20 protein-coding genes are annotated in these 21,705 nt (G+C 60.5%); 4 read left to right on the plus strand and 16 right to left on the minus strand.

Features of this window, described 5'->3' with window-relative positions:
- The first annotated feature begins 345 nt into the window (after positions 1 to 345).
- The 3 genes from nuoH to FHT70_RS03625 are packed head-to-tail and all read left to right on the plus strand — an operon-like array spanning position 346 to position 2,408.
- Positions 346 to 1,347, plus strand: coding sequence for an NADH-quinone oxidoreductase subunit NuoH (nuoH, locus tag FHT70_RS03615; RefSeq protein ID WP_183698980.1), 1,002 nt, complete (start codon positions 346 to 348; stop codon positions 1,345 to 1,347).
- Positions 1,348 to 1,357: 10 nt separating this feature from the next.
- Positions 1,358 to 1,924: an NADH-quinone oxidoreductase subunit I gene (locus FHT70_RS03620; RefSeq protein WP_097600739.1), complete on the plus strand. Its 567-nt coding sequence runs from the start codon at positions 1,358 to 1,360 to the stop codon at positions 1,922 to 1,924.
- 43 nt (positions 1,925 to 1,967) lie between these two features.
- Positions 1,968 to 2,408, plus strand: a complete 441-nt coding sequence (locus FHT70_RS03625) for a CBS domain-containing protein (RefSeq protein ID WP_085779269.1) — start codon at positions 1,968 to 1,970, stop codon at positions 2,406 to 2,408.
- A 75-nt stretch (positions 2,409 to 2,483) separates the two neighbouring features.
- Here FHT70_RS03625 and nuoG read toward each other — a convergent pair whose 3' ends face one another.
- From nuoG to FHT70_RS03705, 16 genes are all read right to left on the minus strand, one after another.
- Positions 2,484 to 5,063, minus strand: coding sequence for an NADH-quinone oxidoreductase subunit NuoG (nuoG, locus tag FHT70_RS03630; protein ID WP_183698982.1), 2,580 nt, complete (start codon positions 5,061 to 5,063; stop codon positions 2,484 to 2,486).
- Positions 5,064 to 5,095: 32 nt separating this feature from the next.
- On the minus strand, positions 5,096 to 6,361 hold the full coding sequence (gene nuoF / locus FHT70_RS03635) for an NADH-quinone oxidoreductase subunit NuoF (protein ID WP_183698984.1): 1,266 nt from the start codon (positions 6,359 to 6,361) through the stop codon (positions 5,096 to 5,098).
- A gap of 4 nt (positions 6,362 to 6,365) precedes the next feature.
- On the minus strand, positions 6,366 to 6,875 hold the full coding sequence (gene nuoE, locus FHT70_RS03640; RefSeq protein ID WP_183698986.1) for an NADH-quinone oxidoreductase subunit NuoE: 510 nt from the start codon (positions 6,873 to 6,875) through the stop codon (positions 6,366 to 6,368).
- A 16-nt stretch (positions 6,876 to 6,891) separates the two neighbouring features.
- On the minus strand, positions 6,892 to 8,106 hold the full coding sequence (gene nuoD, locus FHT70_RS03645) for an NADH dehydrogenase (quinone) subunit D (RefSeq protein ID WP_097600735.1): 1,215 nt from the start codon (positions 8,104 to 8,106) through the stop codon (positions 6,892 to 6,894).
- A gap of 28 nt (positions 8,107 to 8,134) precedes the next feature.
- Positions 8,135 to 8,671, minus strand: a complete 537-nt coding sequence (locus FHT70_RS03650; RefSeq protein WP_183698987.1) for an NADH-quinone oxidoreductase subunit C — start codon at positions 8,669 to 8,671, stop codon at positions 8,135 to 8,137.
- Positions 8,668 to 9,171 carry an NADH-quinone oxidoreductase subunit B gene (locus FHT70_RS03655; protein ID WP_003582024.1) on the minus strand — a complete coding sequence of 168 codons (504 nt, stop codon included), beginning with the start codon at positions 9,169 to 9,171 and terminating at the stop codon, positions 8,668 to 8,670. The genes FHT70_RS03650 and FHT70_RS03655 overlap by 4 nt, the downstream gene beginning before the upstream one ends.
- Complete coding sequence (locus tag FHT70_RS03660; RefSeq protein WP_097600732.1) at positions 9,159 to 9,524, minus strand: NADH-quinone oxidoreductase subunit A; 366 nt, start codon at positions 9,522 to 9,524, stop codon at positions 9,159 to 9,161. The genes FHT70_RS03655 and FHT70_RS03660 overlap by 13 nt, the downstream gene beginning before the upstream one ends.
- A 130-nt stretch (positions 9,525 to 9,654) precedes the next feature.
- Entirely contained in the window at positions 9,655 to 11,094 is a 1,440-nt protein-coding gene (locus FHT70_RS03665) for an NADH-quinone oxidoreductase subunit N (protein WP_183698989.1), read from the minus strand.
- The gene (locus FHT70_RS03670; protein WP_183698991.1) at positions 11,091 to 12,566 is read right to left on the minus strand and encodes an NADH-quinone oxidoreductase subunit M; all 1,476 of its coding nucleotides are present in this window, start codon (positions 12,564 to 12,566) and stop codon (positions 11,091 to 11,093) included. Before FHT70_RS03670 ends, FHT70_RS03665 begins: the two co-directional genes overlap by 4 nt.
- 8 nt (positions 12,567 to 12,574) lie before the next feature.
- A complete protein-coding gene (locus FHT70_RS03675; protein WP_183698993.1) occupies positions 12,575 to 14,350 on the minus strand; it encodes a Na(+)/H(+) antiporter subunit D in 1,776 nt (591 codons plus the stop codon).
- Entirely contained in the window at positions 14,343 to 14,597 is a 255-nt protein-coding gene (locus tag FHT70_RS03680; RefSeq protein WP_097600728.1) for a hypothetical protein, read from the minus strand. Before FHT70_RS03680 ends, FHT70_RS03675 begins: the two co-directional genes overlap by 8 nt.
- Positions 14,594 to 16,057: a monovalent cation/H+ antiporter subunit D family protein gene (locus FHT70_RS03685; protein WP_097600727.1), complete on the minus strand. Its 1,464-nt coding sequence runs from the start codon at positions 16,055 to 16,057 to the stop codon at positions 14,594 to 14,596. The genes FHT70_RS03680 and FHT70_RS03685 overlap by 4 nt, the downstream gene beginning before the upstream one ends.
- A 5-nt stretch (positions 16,058 to 16,062) precedes the next feature.
- The gene (nuoK, locus tag FHT70_RS03690; protein ID WP_097600726.1) at positions 16,063 to 16,365 is read right to left on the minus strand and encodes an NADH-quinone oxidoreductase subunit NuoK; all 303 of its coding nucleotides are present in this window, start codon (positions 16,363 to 16,365) and stop codon (positions 16,063 to 16,065) included.
- Positions 16,365 to 16,865, minus strand: coding sequence for an NADH-quinone oxidoreductase subunit J (locus FHT70_RS03695; RefSeq protein ID WP_183698995.1), 501 nt, complete (start codon positions 16,863 to 16,865; stop codon positions 16,365 to 16,367). The genes nuoK and FHT70_RS03695 overlap by 1 nt, the downstream gene beginning before the upstream one ends.
- A gap of 401 nt (positions 16,866 to 17,266) precedes the next feature.
- A complete protein-coding gene (locus FHT70_RS03700; protein ID WP_097600725.1) occupies positions 17,267 to 17,761 on the minus strand; it encodes a DUF305 domain-containing protein in 495 nt (164 codons plus the stop codon).
- Between the two features lie 290 nt (positions 17,762 to 18,051).
- Positions 18,052 to 20,370: a membrane-bound PQQ-dependent dehydrogenase, glucose/quinate/shikimate family gene (locus FHT70_RS03705; protein WP_183698997.1), complete on the minus strand. Its 2,319-nt coding sequence runs from the start codon at positions 20,368 to 20,370 to the stop codon at positions 18,052 to 18,054.
- Positions 20,371 to 20,588: 218 nt separating this feature from the next.
- On the opposite strand from FHT70_RS03705, the gene FHT70_RS03710 reads away from it, so the two are divergent.
- Positions 20,589 to 21,698, plus strand: coding sequence for an acyltransferase (locus FHT70_RS03710; protein WP_183699386.1), 1,110 nt, complete (start codon positions 20,589 to 20,591; stop codon positions 21,696 to 21,698).
- Positions 21,699 to 21,705: the final 7 nt, after the last annotated feature.

The following is a 21,705-nucleotide window of genomic DNA, read 5'->3' on the forward strand; positions in this document are numbered from 1 at the left end:
TCTGTTCGTCTGTAAAACGCTTGCGCTTCATTCCCTGGTCCTCTCAACGGGCCAGAGCTTACTTCAAAATGGATTATTTCAACGGGGCAAGGTCAGGCAGCAATAAGAGCTTCCAGGATTTTTGATACGCAAGATCGGGTGCAACCGGCGGAAACGCGAAGTCCGCATCTCAAAACGTCTTGAGCCCGAACGCATCATAGCCAGCGATGGCATAACGGCGACGGGATTGTACGAGGCGCGTCGCCGTTGTACCATGTAGTCTGACAAGTGTGCGCAGTGCTCATTGTAGAGCCGGAGCCAAACCCTGGTCGCGCGCTTCAACCCGATGAATAAGTAGTCCGGATCATGGAACTTATCGTCGCCCTTGGCCTAATCGTCTTGAAGGTCGCGTTCCTGATTGCGATCCTGCTATTGCTACCATTGCCGCTCACCTGGCTGGAACGCAAGGTCGCCGGGCACATCCAGCAGCGGATGGGGCCGATGCGCGTGGGATGGCACGGGCTGTTGCAGCCGGTGGCGGACGGAATCAAGCTCCTGACGAAAGAGGATCACATCCCGGCCGAGGCCGACCGGTTCCTCTTCAAACTGGCACCAATCCTGGCGCTCGCTCCGCCCTTTGTGGTGTTCGTCGCGATCCCCTTTGGCGAAACTGTCTCGGTCCTCGGCCACGGGATCACGCTCTACGTCTCCAACATGAATGTGGCGCTCCTTTTCGTTTTCTCGGTGATCGGGATCGAGGTCTATGGCGTCATCTTTGGCGGCTGGGCCTCCAACAGCAAATACGCTGTCCTGGGCAGCCTCAGAACCTGCGCCCAGATGATCAGCTACGAAATCCCGATGGGGTTCGCGGTCATCGGCGTGGTCATGCTGGCGCAGTCCATGAGCCTTCTCGAAATCGTGCGGGCGCAGGCCGATGTCTGGAACATCGTCTACCAACCGGTCGGGTTCTTGGTGTTCTTCGTCGCCGGATTGGCCGAAGCGCAGCGCATTCCCTTCGACCTGGCGGAAGCGGAAGGGGATCTAGGGGCCGGGTTCCATACCGAATACAGCGGTATCCGCTTTGCCTTCTTTATGGTCAGCGAATATGCCATCGTATTGCTTGTGTCGGTCTTGGTGGTGATCCTGTTCTTCGGCGGTTGGAACGGTGTTCTGATTCCCTTGCCACCGCTCCTGTGGTTTGCTCTCAAGGTCGCGTTCTTCGTCTATGTGTTTATTTGGTTCCGCTTCACTTTCCCCCGCTACCGCTACGATCAGTTGATGGCGATCGGATGGAAGGTCTTGCTTCCTCTGTCGATGGCGAACATAATCATAACCGGTGTACTTTTAGGGGTCGTAACGACCCCGTAGCGAGGCGGCGATGTCGCGCGCGCAGGACAGAGTTGGAACATGGGTTGGCTGGGCGTTCTTCGCCGATCTGGCGAATGCCTTGGCTCTGACCTTCGGATATCTGTTCTCCAAATCCGTGACCATGCAATATCCGGACAACGAAAAATGGCTACCCTACTCGCGTTACCGCGGACATCATTTTCTGAAGCGTGATGAAGAGGGCGAGATCAAGTGCGTAGCCTGCGAACTCTGCGCGCGGATCTGTCCCTGCGACTGTATCGAAGTCGTCCCGTACGAGGACGAGAAGGGCAGCCGGCACCCGGCGAAATTTGAAATCGACACAGCCCGCTGCCTGTTCTGCGGGTTGTGCGAGGACGCCTGCCCGGCGGATGCAATCGCGCTTGGGCAACAATACGAATTTTCCAGTTTTTCCTCTGCTGACCTGGTGATCGGGCGCGACGATCTGCTCGCCAAGCCGGGTAAGGCGGCAACCGGCGGTGGCGTGGTCGCCGCGCGCCTGAATACGAAGAAGGACGTACTCGTCGAGACGAAAGAGACGCACGGCTATAACTGGTGGCGGAATATCCGGCGAACATGAAAGCGCCAGCCATCAAACCGAAGCGCTCGAACAGGAGGCTCAGATGTTTGTCGGTGAAATCATGAAGAACAAGGGTGTCGGTGTCATCGCAGTCGCCCCCGATCAGACGATGGTGGAGGTACTGAGGTTGTTTCGAGACAACAATATCGGCTTCGTCGTCGTGAGCCGATCAAACAGCAAATACCTCGGTACAGTGTCGGAGCGGGATTGCTGCAATGCGGTGGCGGAATACGGGGCCGCGGCAGCGGCGATGCGGGTCGCGGACATCATGAACCGCAATGTCGCCACGTGTTCGACACAAGATCTGCTACCCGTCGCGATGGGGATCATGACCCAGCGGCGTACGCGCCATGTGTTGGTCACGGATGGAGGCAACGTTGTCGGCGTGGTCAGTATCGGAGATGTGGTTAAGCATAGGCTCGACGAAGCGCAGCGTACAGAGCAGGAGCTGCAGGATTACATATGCGGTACCAGGTATCACTGACACCGCCCACTCGATGTAATGACGCTGGGGCTGGCAGCTTGCCACGGAGTCTTGCGGTGCCCCGATCCCAAATCCTCAAACCCCGCGCCAGATCCGGCCTGGGGGGGCGACCTCAGGAGTGGCATGCGCCTTCTGGACTTCCACCACGCATGGATATTCGCCCCGCCGCAGCAGGCTGTTGAGACGCAAGGCTCTATAGTTTTCCGGAACGAAGACGAGGCCCTTGGGAAACCGCCTGTCGACCTTGAGCTGCGCCGACAGTTCGCCCTGGCCGGAACGCACGATTACCTGATCGCCATCCGAAAGGCCAAGCTCCGCAGTATCCTGCGCGCTCATCGCGACATAGGGATCGTTCGCGACTGTGTTCAGCGTGTCCGACCGTTCGGAAAGATATCCGTTGTGGAACAGGCAGTCGCCGGTGATCAGCATGAGCCGGTCGGCTGCTGTTGGAGCGGACGGCGGCGCAAGGAACACGCCAGCCGATAGTGTTGGCACCGCCTTGGTGAATGCGCCGTCGCCGCCAAGTCCGTCCTGCGTCAACCCCTGATAGGCCGGAATCAGCCGGGCAATCTCGTCGAAAATTTCGCCTCGCGTCGATGGCGGCAACGCCTGGCTGCGTAGCGCGGCGACGAAGTCGATAATCGCCAGATTGCCTCGCGCGTCGAAGACGGGCTCACGGAATTTGCGAACATTCTGGATCCGGCCCTCGTTGTTGGTGAACGTTCCGGATTCCTCGCCGTATCCAGCCGCGGGCAAGACGACCTCGGCCATGCCCGCCGTATCCGTGAGGAACGCGTCCTGCACGATCAGGAGATCAACTGCGCCAAGCGCCGACGTCACAAAGTTCCGGTCGGGATAGGCGATCAGGGGGTCGGTTCCGACGATGTAGAGCGCGCCCATCCGGCCACCGGCGCAGAGCTCCAGCATGGCATCGAGATTCGCGCCGGGTTCAGACGGGATTTGGGCGCCCCAGTTTCGTTCAAGAGCTGCGCGCGCCGCGTCATCGGCGACTGCCCGCAGCCCCGGCAGAGCCGCCGGCAAGGCCCCCATGTCCCAGGCGCCCAGCTGGTTGGCACGGTCGAAGAGAAATTGCATCGCCGGGCCTTTGCCTAGCAGGCGGAGAACCTGCAGCAGGTTGTAGAGCTGCAGCAGCGTCGCGCGCGCTTCGGGTGATCTCAGGAGGTCGACGCTGACAAGCACGGTGACGCTACGGGCTTCCTTGAGCGCGGTGGCCAGACGATCCGGCCCGTCGCTGCCGGTGCCCGCTGCCGGCCTGCCGACCATCGCCCCGATGTCCGCAAATGCGTCGCCCGGCAAGGTCTGACGGGCCACCGCCATAAGCGCGGCTACCACCGCCGCAAGGCTTGCCTCTTCTCCGCCCGGCGGCACGCGTACCAACACCCTGGCATCGGCGTCCAGGCGCGAGGGCCGCGCCGAAAGCATCAGCAATCCGGCCTGGCGCCGCCGCGCGGCGTCTCGCAGCAGGTATTCGGTGACGGGATTCTCCTCGGTCACGTTGCCGCCGACGACGAGCACGCAGTCGTTGCCGATTAAGTCGGCCAGCGGTGTGCGGCTGTAGAAAGTTCCCAATAGCGGGCCGAGCGTATCGAAGGGCGCGGCCCAGCGTGACGAACAATCAATGTTGTTGGTCCGGAATACTGTTCGCATCAGCTTCTGGAACTGATAAAGCACCTCGTTGGGCAGGCGAGGCGAGACCAGCCCGCCGGCCTCCTTGCTCTCGACAGCCAACAGTCGCCGGCGCAGATAATCCCCCGCTTCGTCCCAGGAAACCGGGACCAGGGCGCCATCCTGACGGATCATTGGCTGCTTGATCCGGTCCCGGCTTGCAACGAAATCGAGGCCGAAGCGTCCTCGCACGCAGAGAGTTTCGTGGTTGACACCTTCGTCCCACTTCGAGCGCACCCGCATGAACTCGCCCTTGCGCGTGCCCACTGTCAGCTGGCAACCGGTGCCACAATGCGGGCAGATCGTGTCGGTCTCTACGAGATCCCAGGGGCGTGCCTTGTAGCGGTAGGGGAAGCTCATCAGCGCGCCGACCGGGCAGACCTCGACGCAATTGCCGCACTGGTCGCAACTCGCCAGACTGCCCTCGAAGCCGGTGACGGCGGTATCCATGCCTTTCTCGACGGTGCCCAGCGCCACCGCGCCGACGACCTCCTCGCACATCCGGACGCAGCGCTGGCACTGGATGCAGCGGTTGACGTTCATGATGATAACCGGGCTGAGGCGAATGTCCTCGGAGTGGAACACACGTTTGTCATCGCGGAACTGGCTTTCGCGGGGCCCATAGGCCATTACCATGTTCTGAAGCTCGCATTCGCCGCCCTTGTCGCAGATCGGGCAGTCGAGGGGGTGATTGGCGAGCAGCATGTCGAGCATGGAAGAGCGCGTTTCCTCAATCAAAGGCGTATTTGTCCGCACGACCATGCCATCGGTGGCCGCAGTAGCGCAGGACGGCTGCAGCCGCCGCAGGCCCTCGATCTCCACCAGACACATGCGGCAGGAGGCCAGCGGCGGCAGACGCTTCAGATAGCAGAAGGTCGGAATATCGATGCCCAAATGCCGGGCGGCCTGCAGCACCGTCGAGCCAGCCTCAACTTCCAGCGTTTGTCCATCGATCGTGACTTTAAGCATGGTTCCTCACAATCCTGATCCAGCATACTCCTTCAGTGAAACGGGCACCTCCGCTCCTCGACATGGACGACGAACTCATCTCGGAAATGCTTGAGTGCTGCCCGCAATCCCATCGCTGCACCGTCACCCAAGGCACAAAATGTATTGCCGAAAATGCCCTTGCAGAGCATCTCCAGCTGCTCCAGATCGCCGGGTGCGCCATCCCCGCCTTCAACCCGGCGCAGGACTTTCACGACCCAGTTCAATCCTTCCCGGCAGGGCGTGCACTTGCCGCAGGACTCGTGGTGGAAGAACTCGACAATCCTGGTGGCGACCCTGACCATGCAGGCGCTATCGTCGATCACGATAACGCCAGCCGAACCGAGCATCGAGCCGGCGGCAGCCAGCGAGTCGAAATCCATTCTCACCTCCAGCCCGTGTTCAGGGATGACCGGCGCTGAGACCCCGCCCGGGATCACTGCCTTGATCTTGCGTCCCGGCAAAGCCCCGCCGGCATGTTCTTCGACCAGCTCGCGCAGCGGTATGCCCATCGGCAACTCATAGAGGCCGGGTTTGCGCACCTGTCCGCTGAGGCAGTAGAGCTTCGGGCCGGGGCTCTTGTCCGGGCCGATACCGCGGAACCAGTCCGCGCCCCGCGCCACGATATGCGGCACGCAGGCCAGCGTCTCGACATTGTTGATCACAGTCGGGCTGGCGTAGAGCCCGGCCACGGCCGGAAACGGCGGCTTCAATCGCGGCTGCGCCCGCTTGCCCTCAAGCGACTCGAGCATCGCAGTCTCTTCGCCGCAGATATAGGCGCCGGCGCCGCAGTGAATGTGTACGGCGAAATTGAAATCCGAGCCTAAAATGCGCTTTCCGAGATAGCCCTTCGCGTGGGCCTCGGCGATCGCTTGCTCCAGACGACGGATCGCCGTCACATATTCTCCGCGAACGTAGACATAGGCGGTTTCGGCCCCGATCGCGTATGCACTGACCGCCAGCCCCTCGATCAGTTGATGCGGGTCGCGCTCCATGATGATCCGGTCCTTGAACGTGCCCGGCTCGCCCTCATCGGCGTTGCAGCACAGGTAAGTCGGCTTGCCGGTGCGCTTCGGCACGAAACCCCATTTCATGCCCGTTGGGAATCCGGCACCACCGCGACCGCGCAGGTTGGACCGTTTGACGAGGTCGATAACCTCGTCAGGCGTGTACTCGCGCAACGCCTTCGCCAGCGCCTGATAGCCGCCGCCAGCCTCGTAAGTCGACACCAAATGACCGTCCGCCACATCGACATTTTTCAGAAGAACCGGCTCGAACATGGCGCTACTCCCCCGGCAGCCGCGCAGAGGCGTGTTCGACGCTTGCGGCTCCCACTGTCGCCCGCAGTCTATCCAGCAGTGCGTTTACCCGCGCCACATCAAGGTGGGCATGGTAATCGTCGCCGACCTGCATCACCGGAGCCATCTCGCAGGCGCCGAGGCATTCGACCGTCGAAAGCGTGAACAGCCCGTCCGGGGTGGTGCCGCCTTTCCTGATCCCCAGCATCGTTTCCAGATGGTCTAGCAGGTCCTCCGATCCGCACAGCATGCAGGAAACATTGTTACAGAGCTGCAGGTGGAACATCCCCACCGGTTCGGTATGGAAGAGGGTGTAGAAGGTCGCCAACTCGTAGACCCAGATTCGCTCGACTCCGAGAATTTCGGCGACCTCTTCCAGCACTGGCCCAGGCAGATGGCCATGTTCTTCCTGCGCGATCAGGAGCGCGGGCATGATCGCAGAGCGCTGGTCGGGATACCGCGCCGCCGCCTCTTCGATCTTTTCGCGAATGGTCATCGCATTCAAATCCTTGCTACTTGTCCACCTCCGCCATCACAGGGTCGAGGCTGCCGAGCACGGCGATCATGTCCGCCAGATAGCGGGCGTTGGTGACCCCGAAGAGGGCCTGAAGATTGACGAACGAGGGGGCCCGCACCTTCATGCGGAACGGTTTTGGCGACCCGTCGCTGATGATGTAGAAGCCAAGCTCGCCCTTTGGCGCCTCGATCGCCGAATAGACCTCGCCCTTCGGCACCTTGAAGCCGTAGGCCGACAGGTCGAAATGTTGGATCAGCGCCTCCATCGAGCAGTGCACCCGATCCTTGTCCAGCGGGAAGGCGATTGTCGGCATGTCGATCTGGAACGGCCCCTCAGGCATCTGGTCGATGCATTGTTCGATGATCCTTATGCTCTCGCGCATCTCATCGACGCGGCATCGCCAGCGTGCATAGCAATCGCCCTCGTCACGGGTGATGACGTTGAACGCCAGCCTATCATAGATCTCGTAGGGCTCGTCGCGGCGGATGTCCCAGTCGACACCGGAAGCACGCAGGTTCGGGCCGCTGAGGCCGAGATCGATGCCATCCTCTGCGGAGATCACACCGATCCCCTTCGTGCGATTGAGAAACACCCGGTTATCTTCGAGCAGTCGCTCATAGTCGCGGATACGGTTCGGGAAAATGTCGCAAAACTCCCGGATCTTGGGGAAGAACCCGTCAGGCAGGTCCTCGCGCACTCCGCCGACCCGGCAGAAGGACGTGTGCATGCGCGCACCGGTGATCATTTCCAGGAGGTCCATGATCATTTCGCGCTCGCGCATGACGTAAAGCAGCGCGGTCATGGCGCCGAGATCCATCGGCAGCGCGCCCGTGATCAGGAGGTGACCGGAGATCCGTGCCAGCTCGGCCATCATCACGCGGATATATTGCGCCCGGATCGGCGCTTCTATGCCGAGGAGTTTCTCCACCGCCAGCGCGAAGGCGAGGTTGTTCGAAGGCGGACAGAGATAATCGAGCCGGTCTGTCAGTGGGAAAATCTGGGTATAGGTGAAGCTCTCCGCCAGTTTTTCGGTGCCCCGATGGAGATAGCCGATATGCGGATCGACGCGCTCGACGAACTCGCCGTCCAGTTCGAGAACGAGCCGCAGCACCCCATGGGTGCTGGGGTGCTGCGGACCGAGGTTGAGAAGCACCTCCCTGGTATTGAGCGCTTCACCCTCAGGCCTGCTGAGCTCGGTGACTTCAGTCATCTCAATGTTCCGGCGTAGAACGGCCCCCTTACGGAATGTCCCTGGTGGCAAGGTCGGGCTGCGTTGGCGGCGGACCCTCGGCACCGAAGGGGTTCAACTTGTCCTTATAGCCCCTGAGAGGGAAATCCTTGCGCTGAGGAAAGCCCTCGAAGCCTTCCCACATGTAGATCCGGCGCAGATCGGGATGTCCCTCGAACCGGATGCCATACATGTCCCAGGCCTCACGCTCATGCCAGTTGGCGGTGCGCCAGACTCCCGTGACCGAAGGCACTTCGGGAGGATCGCCAAGCCGGCACTTGACGCGGACCCGCCACCTGTTGGGCAGCGAATAAAGATGGTAGACCGCCTCGAACCGCGGCGTTTCGGGATAATGATCGACCCCGCAAATGTCCGAGAGGAAATTGAATTGCAGCGACGGATCTTCTTTCAGGAAACGGCAGAACTCGACGACCCTCTCGGGTGGAACGGCAAAGACGTCGATACCGTGCGCAGTGCCGAGGTCCCCGATTGTTTCTCCGAAGCGCTCCATGATCGGAGCGCGATTGAGGGAGGGCTGCGCACTCATGACGCTATAACCCGATCCAGAGGTGTGCCGGCGAGCGCGCGGGACCTTTTGATCTTTTCCTGAAGCAGCAGGAAGCCGTGCATCAGCGCCTCGGGCCGGGGCGGACAGCCAGGCACATGCACATCGACTGGCACGAAGGTTTCCGATCCCTGCACCACCGCATAGGTGTTGTAGACGCCGCCCGAAATAGCGCAGGTGCCCATTGCGATCACCCAGCGCGGTTCCGGCATCTGGTCATAGAGCCGCCGCACGACGGGCGCGAATTTCCGGGTCACTGTGCCGGCGATAATCATGACGTCGGATTGTCTCGGTGAAGGGCGGAACACCACGCCGAACCGGTCGAGATCGTAGCGGGCGCAACCGGCCGAGATCATTTCGATGGCGCAGCAGGCAATGCCGAAGGTTTCCGGCCACAGCGCCGACCTCCGGCTCCAACTGATGATGCTGTCGGCTGTGGTGAACAGCACGCTGTCGCGGATCGCGTTGTTTACGCCTCCCATTCCAGCGCTCCTTTCAGCCAGGCGTAGGCGAAGCCCACGAGAAGCAGCAATATGAAAATGAACATCTCGATATAGCCGACCAGTCCGATCTCTTTCAGGACGACGGCCCAGGGAAAGAGGAACATCGCTTCGACGTCGAAAACGACCAGCAGGATTGCGAGGATAAAGAACGGCACCCTGAAGCGGCCCGCCGCCGCCTCACCCGCGGCGTCCATACCGCATTCATAGGGCATGTTCTTGGCGGGATAGGGATTGGATGGGCGCAGCAGCGAGGAAACGAACAACGTCACCCCCGCCACCAGAACGACTCCGGCGATCATGAAAAGAACCGGCAAGAATTCCATTGCAGCCATATCACTGCACCGGTTGCCCACCGACCGTTCATCCCGAACGGGTAAGTCGATCACGCCACGGCGCGACTGGACAATCCTTTCTCTGCCTCCAAGTTTATTCCGTCGGTGTGATCATTGCAAATCCAATCGCTCACCCGCCAAGGACCGAATCTTGGGCAAGCTTCAGGAACCACGACGGAAATAGGCCGATGCCGATGGTACCGGCGGCGGTGACGGCGAGTGTCGCGCCCACCAGAGGCGTCAGCGCCGGGGCGAACGCCCTCTTCGGCTCGCGCATGTAGATCACCATGACGATGCGGATGTAGAAATAAGCAGCGACGGCGCTGAGCAGCACGGCGATTATCGCCAGCATGACGAAACCATGCTCGACGAGGGCGACCAGCACGTAAAACTTGGCGAAGAACCCGGCGGTCGGCGGAATGCCGGCCAGCGAGAAGAGATAGAGCAGCATCAGAAGCGCCAGCCCGGGACGTGACTTGGCGAAACCCGCATAGTCTTCGATGACCTCGCCCGAGAAATCGCCGTTCCGCATCATGATGACAGCGCCGAAAATGCCGAGATTCATGATCGCGTAGATCAGCAGATAGAGCATTACGCTGGCGATCCCATCGGCGCCGCCAGCGGCGACGCCGAAAATGGCGAAGCCGGCATGGGCGATGCTGGAATAGGCCAGGAGACGCTTGAAATTGTCCTGCACCAGCGCCACGAAGCTCCCGAGCGCCGTCGTCACCACCGCAATGACGGCAACGATGATCCAGACGTCCGAGGCTGCGACCAGAGGGTTGAGGAACACCCGCAGGATCACCGCGAACCCCGCCGCCTTGGGGCCTACAGACATGAAGGCGGTAATCGTCGTTGGCGCGCCTTCATAGACGTCCGGCAGCCACATGTGGAAGGGAACCGCGCCGACCTTGAAGACCAGCCCCGCGACGATGAAGACCACCGCCAGCAACAATCCGGGATCGAGCGGATCGCCAGTCACGGCCGCAGCCATCCCGTCCAATTGCGTTGTGCCGGTGAGCCCGTAGACCAGCGAAACGCCGTAAAGGAAAATCCCGGTCGAGACCGCGCCAAGGATTACATATTTCAGCGCTGCTTCGTTGGACCGCCGCTCAAGCCGCAGGAAGCCGGTCAGCACATAGGTGCAAATCACCATCAGTTCGAGGCCCACATAGATCGACAGGAGATCGGTCGCCGAGGCCATGATCATCATGCCGGAAAGCGCAAAGAGCAGCAGGACATAATATTCGCTGCTGCCGATCCCTTCGATATCGGCATATTTTAGCGAAAGGAGGAATGTCAGAACGGTGGCTAGGTAGAAAACGAACTTGAAGAAGACCGAGAAGCGGTCGGCGACGAACATGCCCGTGTAGGCTGGCCGTACCTCGCTTGCCAGCATGAGTGTCGCCAAGGCGGCAATCAATACGATCGCGACAGACGCCCAGACAAGGAAATGTTCCTGTCCCCTTCGCACAAACTGTCCCAGGATCAGCAGGATGCAGGCGCCGGTGATCACCACGATCTCGGGCAGGCTCGCCAGGGCCGACTGGAAAAGCGCGGCGGCGGTCATGGGCCGCTCCCCTTACTGTTCATCTGCGTCAGCAGATGCTTCACCGAGTCATCGATGATGTCGAGGAAGGGTTTCGGATAGAGCCCAACCCAGAGCACGAAGACGGCCAGCGGCAGGATCGCTGCCATCTCACGGGCGTTCACGTCGCGTGTCTTCAACCGGGTACCGACGCTGGCCGGGCCGAGCGCGATTTTTCCGTACATGCCAAGCAGATAGGCAGCCCCCAGCAATGCGCCCAAAACGGCGGCAGAGCCAGCGACCAGATTGGCCGCAAACCCGCCTGACAGCACCAGCAACTCGCCCACGAACGAATTCGTTCCCGGCAGCGCCATCGACGACAGGGTAAACAGTGCCAGAAACGTGGTGTAGACCGGCGCCACCTTCATCAACCCACCATAGTCGGCGATGCTGCGGGTATGGGTGCGCTCGTAAATCAGCCCGACGAACAGGAATAGGGCGCCTGTCGTCACGCCATGATTGAACATCTGCAGGATACCGCCCTCGAGCCCTCGGAGATTCAGCGCAAAAATCCCAAGCGTCACAAAGCCCATGTGGCTGATGCTGGAATAAGCCACAAGCTTCTTCAGATCGTCCTGCGCAAGCGCGAGCAACCCGCCATAGACGATCGCAAGCCCCGAAAGCGCCAGCATCAGCGGCGAATAATACATCGATGCTTCCGGCAGCATCGGCAGCGAGAACCGCAGGAATCCGTAGGCGCCCATCTTCAGGAGCACTCCGGCGAGGATAATGCTGCCCGCCGTCGGCGCCTGCACATGGGCGTCCGGCAGCCAGGTATGGACCGGCACCATCGGAACCTTGACCGCAAAAGCGACCAGGAAGGCGAAGAACAGCCAGGACTGGATCCGGAATGGCAAATCCTGTTCCGTCAAAGCGAGGATATCGAAGGTCCTGCCACCGTAGAAATAGAGCACGATGACGCCGATCAGGAACAGGAGGCTGCCCGCCAGCGTGTAGAGGAAAAACTTGATCGCCGCATAGACCCGACCCTCGCCGCCCCAGACGCCGATGATGAGATACATCGGGATCAGCATCGCCTCCCAAAAGACGTAGAAAAGGAAGAGATCGAGCGCGCAGAAGACGCCGAGCATCAGCGCTTGCATGAAGAGCAGGCAGATCATGAATTCCTTCACCTTGCGGTCGATCGCGACCCAGGAGGCGAGCACGCAGATCAACCCCAACAATGCGGTCAGGAACACGAAGAGCGCGCTGATTCCGTCGATGCCAAGGGCATAATTGATCCCGAGCGCGGGCACCCACGGGTGCGTCTCGGTGAACTGCATGGCATGGATCTTGGTGTCGAATCCGACCAGCATGGCGATGCAAAGAGCAAGGTCGAGGACGGTGAAAGAGAGCGCGCTCCACCGCACTACATCGTCATCGCGCAGGAACATGAGAACCGCGGCCCCGACAACGGGTGTGAATATGATGAGGCTGAGCAGCGGGAAGCCCATGGCACCCCCTACCGCCACGCCACGACGAAGACGGCGGTGGCTGCGATCAAACCCACGATCATCGCCAGCACGTAATGGGTCACGACACCCGTCTGGAGCCGCCTGAGCCGCCCGCCGCCGTGCAGGATCGAGTGGGCGACGCCATTCACGACGGCATCGACGCCGGTCAGATCGAGCCGGAGTCCTGCCCGCGCCGCGCCGTGCAGCAAGGGCAGCGCCGCGGTCTCGGAGACATTGCTCACCGCCTGCTCATAGCACGCCAGCGGCCTTTCGGCGAGCCACATGAAGGCCCGCGCACCCTTGCGGTAAAACCAGTCGGTGTCGAGGCTGATCGTGTTCTCGGGATCGAGCGCCCAGAGGAACACCACGAACCCCAGGGCGGTGCACATCAGCAGCCCGAGGCTCTCCGTGACATGCGCACCCGTATAAGGTTCGAAATCCACCGGATAGGGCAGAAGCGCATAAAGCGGCTGGGGGAACACCCCGATCGCAATGCAGAGCACCGCCGCAATGCCCATGGCAATCAGCATGTTGCGCGGCGGCTCGCGCGCCTCCAGTTTCCGGTCCGTCCCGAAGAACATGTAATAGGGAAGCTTGAGGCCAGTATGCAGGAACGTCCCGGACGATGCCATGGTCAGCGCCAGCACCACCAGTGCGCGGTGATCCGCTCCTGCGGCCGCTATCACCATCGATTTGGTGACGAACCCCGAGAAGAACGGGAAGGCCGAGATCGCGAAGGCGCCGACCATGTAAAGCGCCACGGTCAGCGGCATTGTCTTGTAAAGCCCGCCGAGCTCGGTGAGCTTGCGTCGGCCGGTGACGTAGATGACTGCACCGGCGCCCATGAACAGCAGCGCCTTGTAGAGGATATGCGCGAAGGCGTGGCTGGCGGCTCCGTTCAGCGCCATCTCGGTGCCGATGCCGATACCCGCAATCATATAGCCCACCTGGCTGACGATGTGATAGGCGAGAAGCCGTCGGCAATCGTTCTCCAGCACCGCGTAGATGACGCCGTAGAGCGCCATGATGGTGCCGAGCCAGACAAGGAGCTCGGTCCCCGGAAAGGCTCGCGCCAGCACATAGACGGCGGTCTTGGTGGTAAACGCGCTCATGAACACCGCCCCGGTGACGGTCGCCTCCGGATAGGCATCGGTCAGCCAAGCATTGAGCGGCGGCACGGCGGCGTTGAGGATGAAGCCGGCGAGGATCAGGTAGTCGCCGACCTCCATTCCTCCGTTGGTGAGGGCCCCCGCGATCGGGCCGAAAAGCAGTGAACCGGTGGCGAGCCCGTGGGAAATGATGCCGCCGAGCAGGACGACGCCGCCGGTGATATGGACCATGAGGTAACGGAACCCGGCCCGGATTGCCGGTCCACCACGCTGCGCGAAGACCAGATAGGCGGAGGCGAATGCCATGCCCTCCCAGAACAGATAGAGGGTCAGGTAGTCACCCGCAAACACTACGCCAAGCGCGCTGCCGACATAAACGAATGCCGCCACGTGCTGGCCGGTATCCGTCAGGTGCAGCGCGTAGACCATGCCGATCAACGCCATGATGGTGAAAACGGTGGCGAAGACGATGCTGAGCTTGTCCACCTTCGCGATCAGGATCTCCTGCCCGATGAATCGCGCTTCGCCATAGCTGCCCGGTTCCATGGCAAGTACGGCAAGGATCGCCAGCGCAGGGATCAGCAGCAGATAGGCCTTGCGGACCGACCCGCTGAGGAAAGGGATCGGCAGGGCGCCAAGAATAAAGAGCAGAGCTGGATGGATGAAGTCAGTCATAATAGTCCTCGCGCCGCATCAGCCCGACCCGATGGCCGAGAAACTTGGAAACGAAGATAAGCAGGACGCAGGAGACGAAGCCGTAGACGGCGGACCAGCCCGGCAGCCTGTCCCACAGATATTCGGCATGTTCGCGAGAGACCAGAAAGTCGGCGACGACGATCAGGACCAGCACGAGGTAGAACAGTCGGCGGCGCGGCCTCGCATACTGCTCGGCACCAAAGAAGTCGACGACACGCTTGATCATCGGATCACTCCATCTGCCAGAGTAAGAAAATAGCCCGGAAAAATGCCCATCAGCACCGACAGGATCGCCGTCGTGACCAGCGGAATCGTGACCAGCGGAATTTCACGGACCGTCGTCCGGCTTTCCTGCTTCTCCGCCTGGAAGAAGGCGGCATAGCTGACCGGCAGGAAATAGGCGGCGTTCAGGACCGAGCTCACCAGGAGCACGACCAGGAACGCCGTCTCTCCAGCCGCCGCGGCGCCCTCCGCCAGATACCACTTGCTGACGAAGCCCGCGGTCGGCGGTATCCCGATCATGCTGAGTGAAGCGATGAAAAATGCCCCCATCGTCCAGGGGAGCCTGCGGCCGATACCGGCCATGTCGCTGATGTTGCGCTTGCCGGACGCGCAATAGATCGAGCCGGCGCAGAAAAAGAGCGTGATCTTGGAGAATGCGTGCGCCGCGATGTGGATGATCCCGCCGACCATCGCGACCGGCGACAACAGAACCGCGCCCAGCACGATGTAGGAGAGCTGGCTGACCGTCGAATAGGCGAGCCTGGCCTTCAGGTCGTCCCGCGTGAGGGCGTAAACCGACGCCATCAGGATCGTGAACGAAGCCAGATAGGCCGTGGCGATGCCGAGGCTCAGCCCACCCACCAGCCCCGTGCCGAAGACATGGAACACCACCCGCAGCACGCAGAACACGCCCATCTTGACCACTGCCACTGCATGCAAAAGCGCGCTGACCGGTGTCGGCGCGACCATCGCGGCGGGCAGCCAGGCATGCATGGGCATCACAGCGGCCTTGGCGAAGCCGAAAAGATAGCAGAAATAGACGACCGTCAGCAGCGCCGCCGAGGCATCGCTCGCCGCCAGCAGCCCTCCCGCGACAAAGTCGAGCGACCCCGCAATATGGTAGGTCAGCGCCAGTGCGGCGAGCAGCGCGCTTTTCGAGGCGCCCATCAGATAGACGAGGTACTTGCGGCCGCCCCTCCATCCCTCCTCGTCCTCGTGGTGATAGACGAGCGGATAGGTAACGAGACTGAGCGCTTCGTAGAAGATCACCAGCGTAAACAGATTGGCGGCGAAGGCGCCTCCCGCGGCGGCCGCAAGACTGCTGGCGAAGCAGGCGAAGAACCGGGTCTGCGCATGCTCCTTCAAATGCCGCATATAGCCGACGGAATAGATCGCCGCCACGATCCACAGAAGCGACGAGACGGTGGCAAACACCATGCCGAGCGCATCGACCCGGAAAGCAAAGTCGATCCCCGGCAGAACCTCGAACAGGCGCAATTCGACCGTCCCGCCCGCCAGCACCGTGGGCGCCATCGACACGACAATCGCGAACATTGCGATCGCGGCCAATGGCGAGACCAGATCGCGAAGTCTCTCGCGGTTATGCAAAAGGAGAACTGCAAGGGCCGCCAGACCGGCGACGGCGATGGCAAGCAACGGCCGGATCGATACAACCGGGTCCAAAGCCGCTATCCTTTCATCACCGTCACGTCGTCGATCTTGAGGGTGGATTTGTTCCTCACGAGGGCAACCAGGATACCGAGGGCGACGGCAACTTCCGCCGCGGTGATTGCGATGACGAAGATCGCGAAGATCTGCCCGCGGAAATCGGCGTGGTAACGGCCGAAAGCGATGAAATTGATGTTGACCGAGTTGAGCAGCAGCTCCAGCGACATCAGTACGATGAGAATATTGCGCCTGAGCAGCACGCCCGCCGCTCCGATCACGAACAGGACCACTCCGAGCACAATATACCACCAGAGCGGAACCATCACCCCTGCTCCTTCCGCGCCAGCATGATGGCGCCGACCAAGGCCGCCAGCAGGATTACGGAGGCGGTTTCAAACGGCAGGAGATAGTCGGCGAAAAGGGCTGTGCCAAGCTGCCTGACGTCATCGCCGCTTCGCATCGCGACGGGCTCCATGACCGAAAAGCGGTTGCTCCAGAGCACCAGCACGAGCATCTCAACCCCGAGCAGGGCGAGCAGGACCAGCGCTGGGAGGTTGCCGCCTGGGAGGAACCGCTGCAACACCGCTTCGCGCACATCGATCATCATGATCACGAACAGGAACAGGACCATGATCGCGCCGACATAGACGAAGATCTGGATAACCGCGAGCAACGGTGCCTGGAGCATGACGAAGATTGCCGAGACTTGCAGGAAACACGCCATCAGCGCCAACGCGCTGTGAACCGGATTGCGTGCCAGGACCACCGTCAGGGCCGTGATCACGGATACCGCAGCGAACAGAAGAAAGAACCCCTGATCCATCGACGTCGACCCTCCGACGCGAACTGCCACTCGGCGCGAGACGGCCGGATTCGAGACTGCGCCGCAACTTCAGATGCCTTCGCAAATTGTGCCCTAGTATCGGATTTTTCACAAGATTATTGTCATCGGGGGAGCAAGATCGAGCCGGTCCGGACGTGGCCGACGGGTCGCTTGCCAAGCACGCGCTTTCGATCGGATCGCACCTATTTTATTATTCCATAGGCAAATGGGATTACCCCGTAGGTACCTAGGTTTTGTTTACGGCGTAGTGGGAAATTTCTTGCAACTAACACCGGCTGTTCCGCCGAAGTTGCAAGTTTCTCTGCCATCAGGCCTCGGCATCCAAATAACAATGCCCGCCTAGGCGCGGGCTTGTTTGTTTGACAACGGGTCGAGGAGTCTTACCGCGTATCCTGATCCAGGCGCGTGCGGATCGCGTTCATCTGCTCGATCTCCGCACGCTGGCCGCGCGAGATGTTGGCGCAGAGAGCAACCAGTTCAGGATCGTTGAGGGCTGCTTCCCGGCACATGAGGATTGCACCTGAATGATGCGGCACCATAGAGGCGATGAATTGGCGGTCGTCTATGAGAGCCTGTGTGCGAGTGCCTGCAAAGGCCGCGACGAACAGGATCACCAGGCCGGCATGAATGGCGGCGTTTAGCTTCCTGTTCCGGTACATGCCGCCCATGGTGGCGAGCATGATGATGCCCATCGGGGCCACCATCGTTAACGCCATGTAGAGCATGTTGAGATTATTCCGGAAATCGCTCCAGCCGTCGATCATTGAAAACATCACGAAGTACATGGCGATCAGGCTGAGGATCATGTTGACCGCGAACATGGAATAGGGATGCCTGCTCATCCCCTCATGTCGGGAATTGTGGTGGTTGCGCATTGCTAGCTTCCTTCCGGCCTCCGGACCGAGTCGGAAGGCGGTTAGAGCAATTCCAGGAAAGTGCGAAGCCGTTTCCCTCCGGAATCGCGTAAATCCAAAAGGTCGGAGCGGTTCTGCGCTTCCGTGAAAAGCTGAACCGCTCCAGATGTTTCCGAGGCAACAACTCGGAGGCATATCGCCTTAACCTTGCATAAGCGGGTTGGTTCCCGGATCGGCAGCAAGAGGATCAGACATGGCCAGCGCGCACGACTTCGATGCCATTATCTACTGTCAGCCAATCTTTCGGCCGGCTAATCCCCCTCTTTCAGGGAGAAGGCCAGCACATAGTCGCCGAGATCAGTCGAATTTGCCGCTCCGCCAACCGAGACCAGCACATATTGTTTGCCTGTCCTCGGTGAGACGTAGGTCATCGGCGTCGCACTCGAGCCGACCGGCAGAGGATGTTTCCAAAGCTCATTGCCGTTCTCGGCGTCATAGGCGCGAATGTAATAGTCCTGGAAACCGGCAAAGAAGACGACGCCGCCGGCAGTCGCAGATGTGCCAGCATAGGTCGGCAGGCCCATCGACATGGGTAAATTCATCTTGATCTTGAACGGTCCGAGCTGTTCAGCAGTCCCGGCCGGCACCTGCCACGCGATTTTGCGTGTGTTCAGATCCACTGCTGTCACCATGCCCCATGGTGGCTGCGTGCAGGGAATGCGCAGTCTCGACGTCCACTTCTCGGTCGTCATACCATAAGGTGTGCCGCGCTGTGGAGCGGAAGGGCCGTGCGCCGTCGTGACGAGGGCGAAATCGACGTAATCGGCCCGCGGAACGAGGGCGAAGATGCTGGGTACGCGGATGTCGTTCATGAAGACGCGGTTGTTGGGTAGGTCGACCGAGACGCTTCCCCAGTTGAGGCCGCCCAGATTTCCCGGCTGCTGAAGTGCAGGATGCGTGCCGATCGGGGTGAAGTCCCCGTCGTAGCGCATCTTGCGAAAGGCGATGCGGCAGGCCAGCTGATCGAACATTGTCAGGCCCCAGGCCCGCTGCTCGGTGACGCGTTCCGCGCCGATCGTCGGCATGCCGACCGAATAAGGCTGCGTCGGCGACAGTTTCTCCTCCGGCGCGCCTCCCCTTTGCGGCACCGGCTTTTCCTGAACTTCGGCGAGGGGAAGGCCGGTCTGGCGATTGAGCAGGAAAAGCTGCCCACGTTTGGTGGACTGCAAGATGGCGGGCACAATGGCGCCATTGCCATCGGGCAGGTCGATCAGCGCTGGTTGGGCCGGCAGATCATAGTCCCAGATATCGTGATGCACGGTCTGGAATTTCCACCTCTCCCTACCCGTCGTCACATCGAGCGCCACCAACGTCGCGTTATACTGATCGGCGAAAGCCGGGCGATTGGCGCCGTAATAATCCGGCGTGGTATTGCCGAGCGGGGCATAGATGAGGCCGAGCTTGTCGTCGAAGGCCGCTGTCGTCCACATATTGGGCGTGGCGCGCGTATAGGTCTCGCCTGCCGGCGGAAGTTTGGTGATCGCAGGATTGCCGAGATCCCAGGCCCATTCGAGCTCGCCGGTCACCACATTGAATGCGCGGATGACGCCTGAGGGCTCGCCGACCTCCTGATTGTCGGTGACCCAGCCTCCGATGACAATCAGGTTGCGGGCAATCAATGGAGCCGATGTCTGGAAATAGTAGCCGGTCTTGACTTCACCCATGCCCTGGGAGAGCTGCACAGTACCGTTGTCGCCGAAGGCCGTGCACGGCGCGCCGGTCTTGCTGTCAATCGCGAGGAGGCGGGCATCGATGGTCGTCTGTATCAGACGCTCGTCGCAAAGGCCATCGGGCGATCGGTGTTCCTCCGGCATCTTGTAATAGCCGAGGCCCCGGCAGCGCTGCCAATAGGGCGCCGACGCTTTGGGGTCGAACGTCCAGCGGGGTTTTCCCGTATCGGCATCAAGAGCTGTGATCACATTCGTCGGTGTGCATGTGTAGACCGTATCCCCGATCTGCAGAGGTGTATTCTGATCGACGCCGTCGCCCCTTCCGGTTCGATATGTCCAGGCAAGGTCAAGCTGGGCAACGTTGCTGCGGTTGATCTGGTCGAACGGGGAAAAGCGATCTCCCGCAGTGCTGCGGCCATAGGATGTCCAGTCGGAAGGCGAGTTGTCGCCCTTGGCGGTCTTGTAAGCCGGGGTGTCTGCAGAAGGGCGGATCACCTCATGCGGGATGAAGGCAAGACCGAATCCTGCAGCAAACAGAATGGCGGCAAGCAGGGCGCCGCCGTGGAAGAGCTTTCGGTCGACGGTGGGCAAGCGCGCTGGTGCAAAGAGCAACGCAAATCCCGCCAGTGCGATGGGGGACATCAAGCGTGCGAAGAGTGCCCAGAAATTGGTGCCCGATTCCCATAACGCCCAGGGAAGAGTGAAAACGGCGACAAGCAGGACAATCAATGCGCCGAGAGGCTTCCGGCGCCACAGCAGAACTGTCGCAACGAGGTAGGCAAGTCCTGTGATTGCGTAATAGGGCGAGCCGCCGAGGCTGAGCAGCAAGGCGCCGCCTCCCATCAGGCCCAATCCGATAAAGGCGAGAACGATACAGAACAGAGCGGTCAGTAATTTCATCGTCTCCTCATCCAATTCGCTGCGCAATAGCCCGCATTCGTCTCCGACCATCGAACGGCGCCTCCGGCAGCACAGAGCGTTGGACCGATGGTCAGGTGTTCGTCCCGAAGACAGGCAGTCCCTTCAAATTTTTCATGATGTAGCTGCGGTCACTGACACGTGTCCCCGAGCCGGCAATGATGCTTGCGATTGCGTCAAAACTGCTGAAAGGGGCACTGATGGTTCTCGGTGAAAAGCTTGACCTGGCGAAGGGGCGGCCGACAGGATTTGACTACATGCGATTGCTGTTGGCCTTTTCGGTGCTTTGGATACATACGGCTCGTGTCACCTATGGCGATGATCTGTTTTTGTGGGAAACGCCCCTGCGTCCCTTTATCAAGTCGGTACTGCCCATGTTCTTTGCCCTGAGCGGGTTCCTGGTTGCCGGCAGTCTGGCGCGATCGAAGACGTTGATCTCCTTTCTTGGCAATCGGTTTATCCGGATTTACCCCGCTCTCGCAGTGGAAGTGTTGCTGGCTGCTTTTATACTTGGAGCGATCTACACCGAGTATGACCTCAGTAACTACTTCACCGACGCCCAGTTTTTTGCATATCTGCTGAATGTCACCGGACACATTCACTTCAATCTTCCGGGAGTGTTCCTGAACAATCCTGACGCCGCCATGGTAAATGGCCAGCTCTGGACCGTGCCTTTCGAACTTGAATGTTACGTCGCGATCGCCGTGCTTTTCCTGCTCGGCGTGGTCAAGCGGCGTGCAATCGCGCTGGTGGCAACGACGGCGTTGATCGTAGGTTTTGGGCTTGCGAGATATTGGAAGCATGAAAGCAACTGGGCATCCATGCCGACGACCGCGTCGGGGAATTTGCTGATCGGCGCCTTCCTCGTGGGCGTGACGATTTATCTCTACAAGGACAAGATTCTGTGGGATGTCCGCATCTTCATCGGTTCCGTTGCCGTCATATTGTGGGCTTACTGGTTCAGCTCTTTTGGGGACTTCGTTGCCATTCCGGCTATTGGATATGCAACGGTCTTTCTCGGCCTCACCTCGCCCCGCAAGCTCGGAGTGCTTCAGGGGGCCGACTATTCCTATGGCGTATTCCTCTATGGCTATCCCATCCAGCAGGCCTTCGTCGCGCTCGGACCCTGGGCGCATAACTGGTGGCTGAACGGGATCGTCTGCAGCCTGATTGTCACTTGTTTTGCCGCCTTCTCGTGGCACTTTATCGAAAGGCCTGCGTTGGGGTTGAGGAAACAGGTGACCTGGCTTGAGAACCTGTACCTGCAGCGCGGTTCAAGACGGGAGTTGGCCGGCGCGGTTTTGAAATAGGCTTCCG

The sequence above is a fragment of the Rhizobium sp. BK049 genome, from assembly GCF_014193135.1.
GTDB lineage: Bacteria > Pseudomonadota > Alphaproteobacteria > Rhizobiales > Rhizobiaceae > Rhizobium.

Coding starts and splice junctions, on each gene's coding strand:
- nuoH (WP_183698980.1), top strand. CDS start 346: ATGGAACTTATCGTCGCCCTTGGCCTAATCGTCTTGAAGGTCGCGTTC.
- FHT70_RS03620 (WP_097600739.1), top strand. CDS start 1,358: ATGTCGCGCGCGCAGGACAGAGTTGGAACATGGGTTGGCTGGGCGTTC.
- FHT70_RS03625 (WP_085779269.1), top strand. CDS start 1,968: ATGTTTGTCGGTGAAATCATGAAGAACAAGGGTGTCGGTGTCATCGCA.
- nuoG (WP_183698982.1), bottom strand. CDS start 5,063: ATGCTTAAAGTCACGATCGATGGACAAACGCTGGAAGTTGAGGCTGGC.
- nuoF (WP_183698984.1), bottom strand. CDS start 6,361: ATGTTCGAGCCGGTTCTTCTGAAAAATGTCGATGTGGCGGACGGTCAT.
- nuoE (WP_183698986.1), bottom strand. CDS start 6,875: ATGACCATTCGCGAAAAGATCGAAGAGGCGGCGGCGCGGTATCCCGAC.
- nuoD (WP_097600735.1), bottom strand. CDS start 8,106: ATGACTGAAGTCACCGAGCTCAGCAGGCCTGAGGGTGAAGCGCTCAAT.
- FHT70_RS03650 (WP_183698987.1), bottom strand. CDS start 8,671: ATGAGTGCGCAGCCCTCCCTCAATCGCGCTCCGATCATGGAGCGCTTC.
- FHT70_RS03655 (WP_003582024.1), bottom strand. CDS start 9,171: ATGGGAGGCGTAAACAACGCGATCCGCGACAGCGTGCTGTTCACCACA.
- FHT70_RS03660 (WP_097600732.1), bottom strand. CDS start 9,524: ATGGCTGCAATGGAATTCTTGCCGGTTCTTTTCATGATCGCCGGAGTC.
- FHT70_RS03665 (WP_183698989.1), bottom strand. CDS start 11,094: ATGACCGCCGCCGCGCTTTTCCAGTCGGCCCTGGCGAGCCTGCCCGAG.
- FHT70_RS03670 (WP_183698991.1), bottom strand. CDS start 12,566: ATGGGCTTCCCGCTGCTCAGCCTCATCATATTCACACCCGTTGTCGGG.
- FHT70_RS03675 (WP_183698993.1), bottom strand. CDS start 14,350: ATGACTGACTTCATCCATCCAGCTCTGCTCTTTATTCTTGGCGCCCTG.
- FHT70_RS03680 (WP_097600728.1), bottom strand. CDS start 14,597: ATGATCAAGCGTGTCGTCGACTTCTTTGGTGCCGAGCAGTATGCGAGG.
- nuoK (WP_097600726.1), bottom strand. CDS start 16,365: ATGGTTCCGCTCTGGTGGTATATTGTGCTCGGAGTGGTCCTGTTCGTG.
- FHT70_RS03695 (WP_183698995.1), bottom strand. CDS start 16,865: ATGGATCAGGGGTTCTTTCTTCTGTTCGCTGCGGTATCCGTGATCACG.
- FHT70_RS03700 (WP_097600725.1), bottom strand. CDS start 17,761: ATGCGCAACCACCACAATTCCCGACATGAGGGGATGAGCAGGCATCCC.
- FHT70_RS03705 (WP_183698997.1), bottom strand. CDS start 20,370: ATGAAATTACTGACCGCTCTGTTCTGTATCGTTCTCGCCTTTATCGGA.
- FHT70_RS03710 (WP_183699386.1), top strand. CDS start 20,589: ATGGTTCTCGGTGAAAAGCTTGACCTGGCGAAGGGGCGGCCGACAGGA.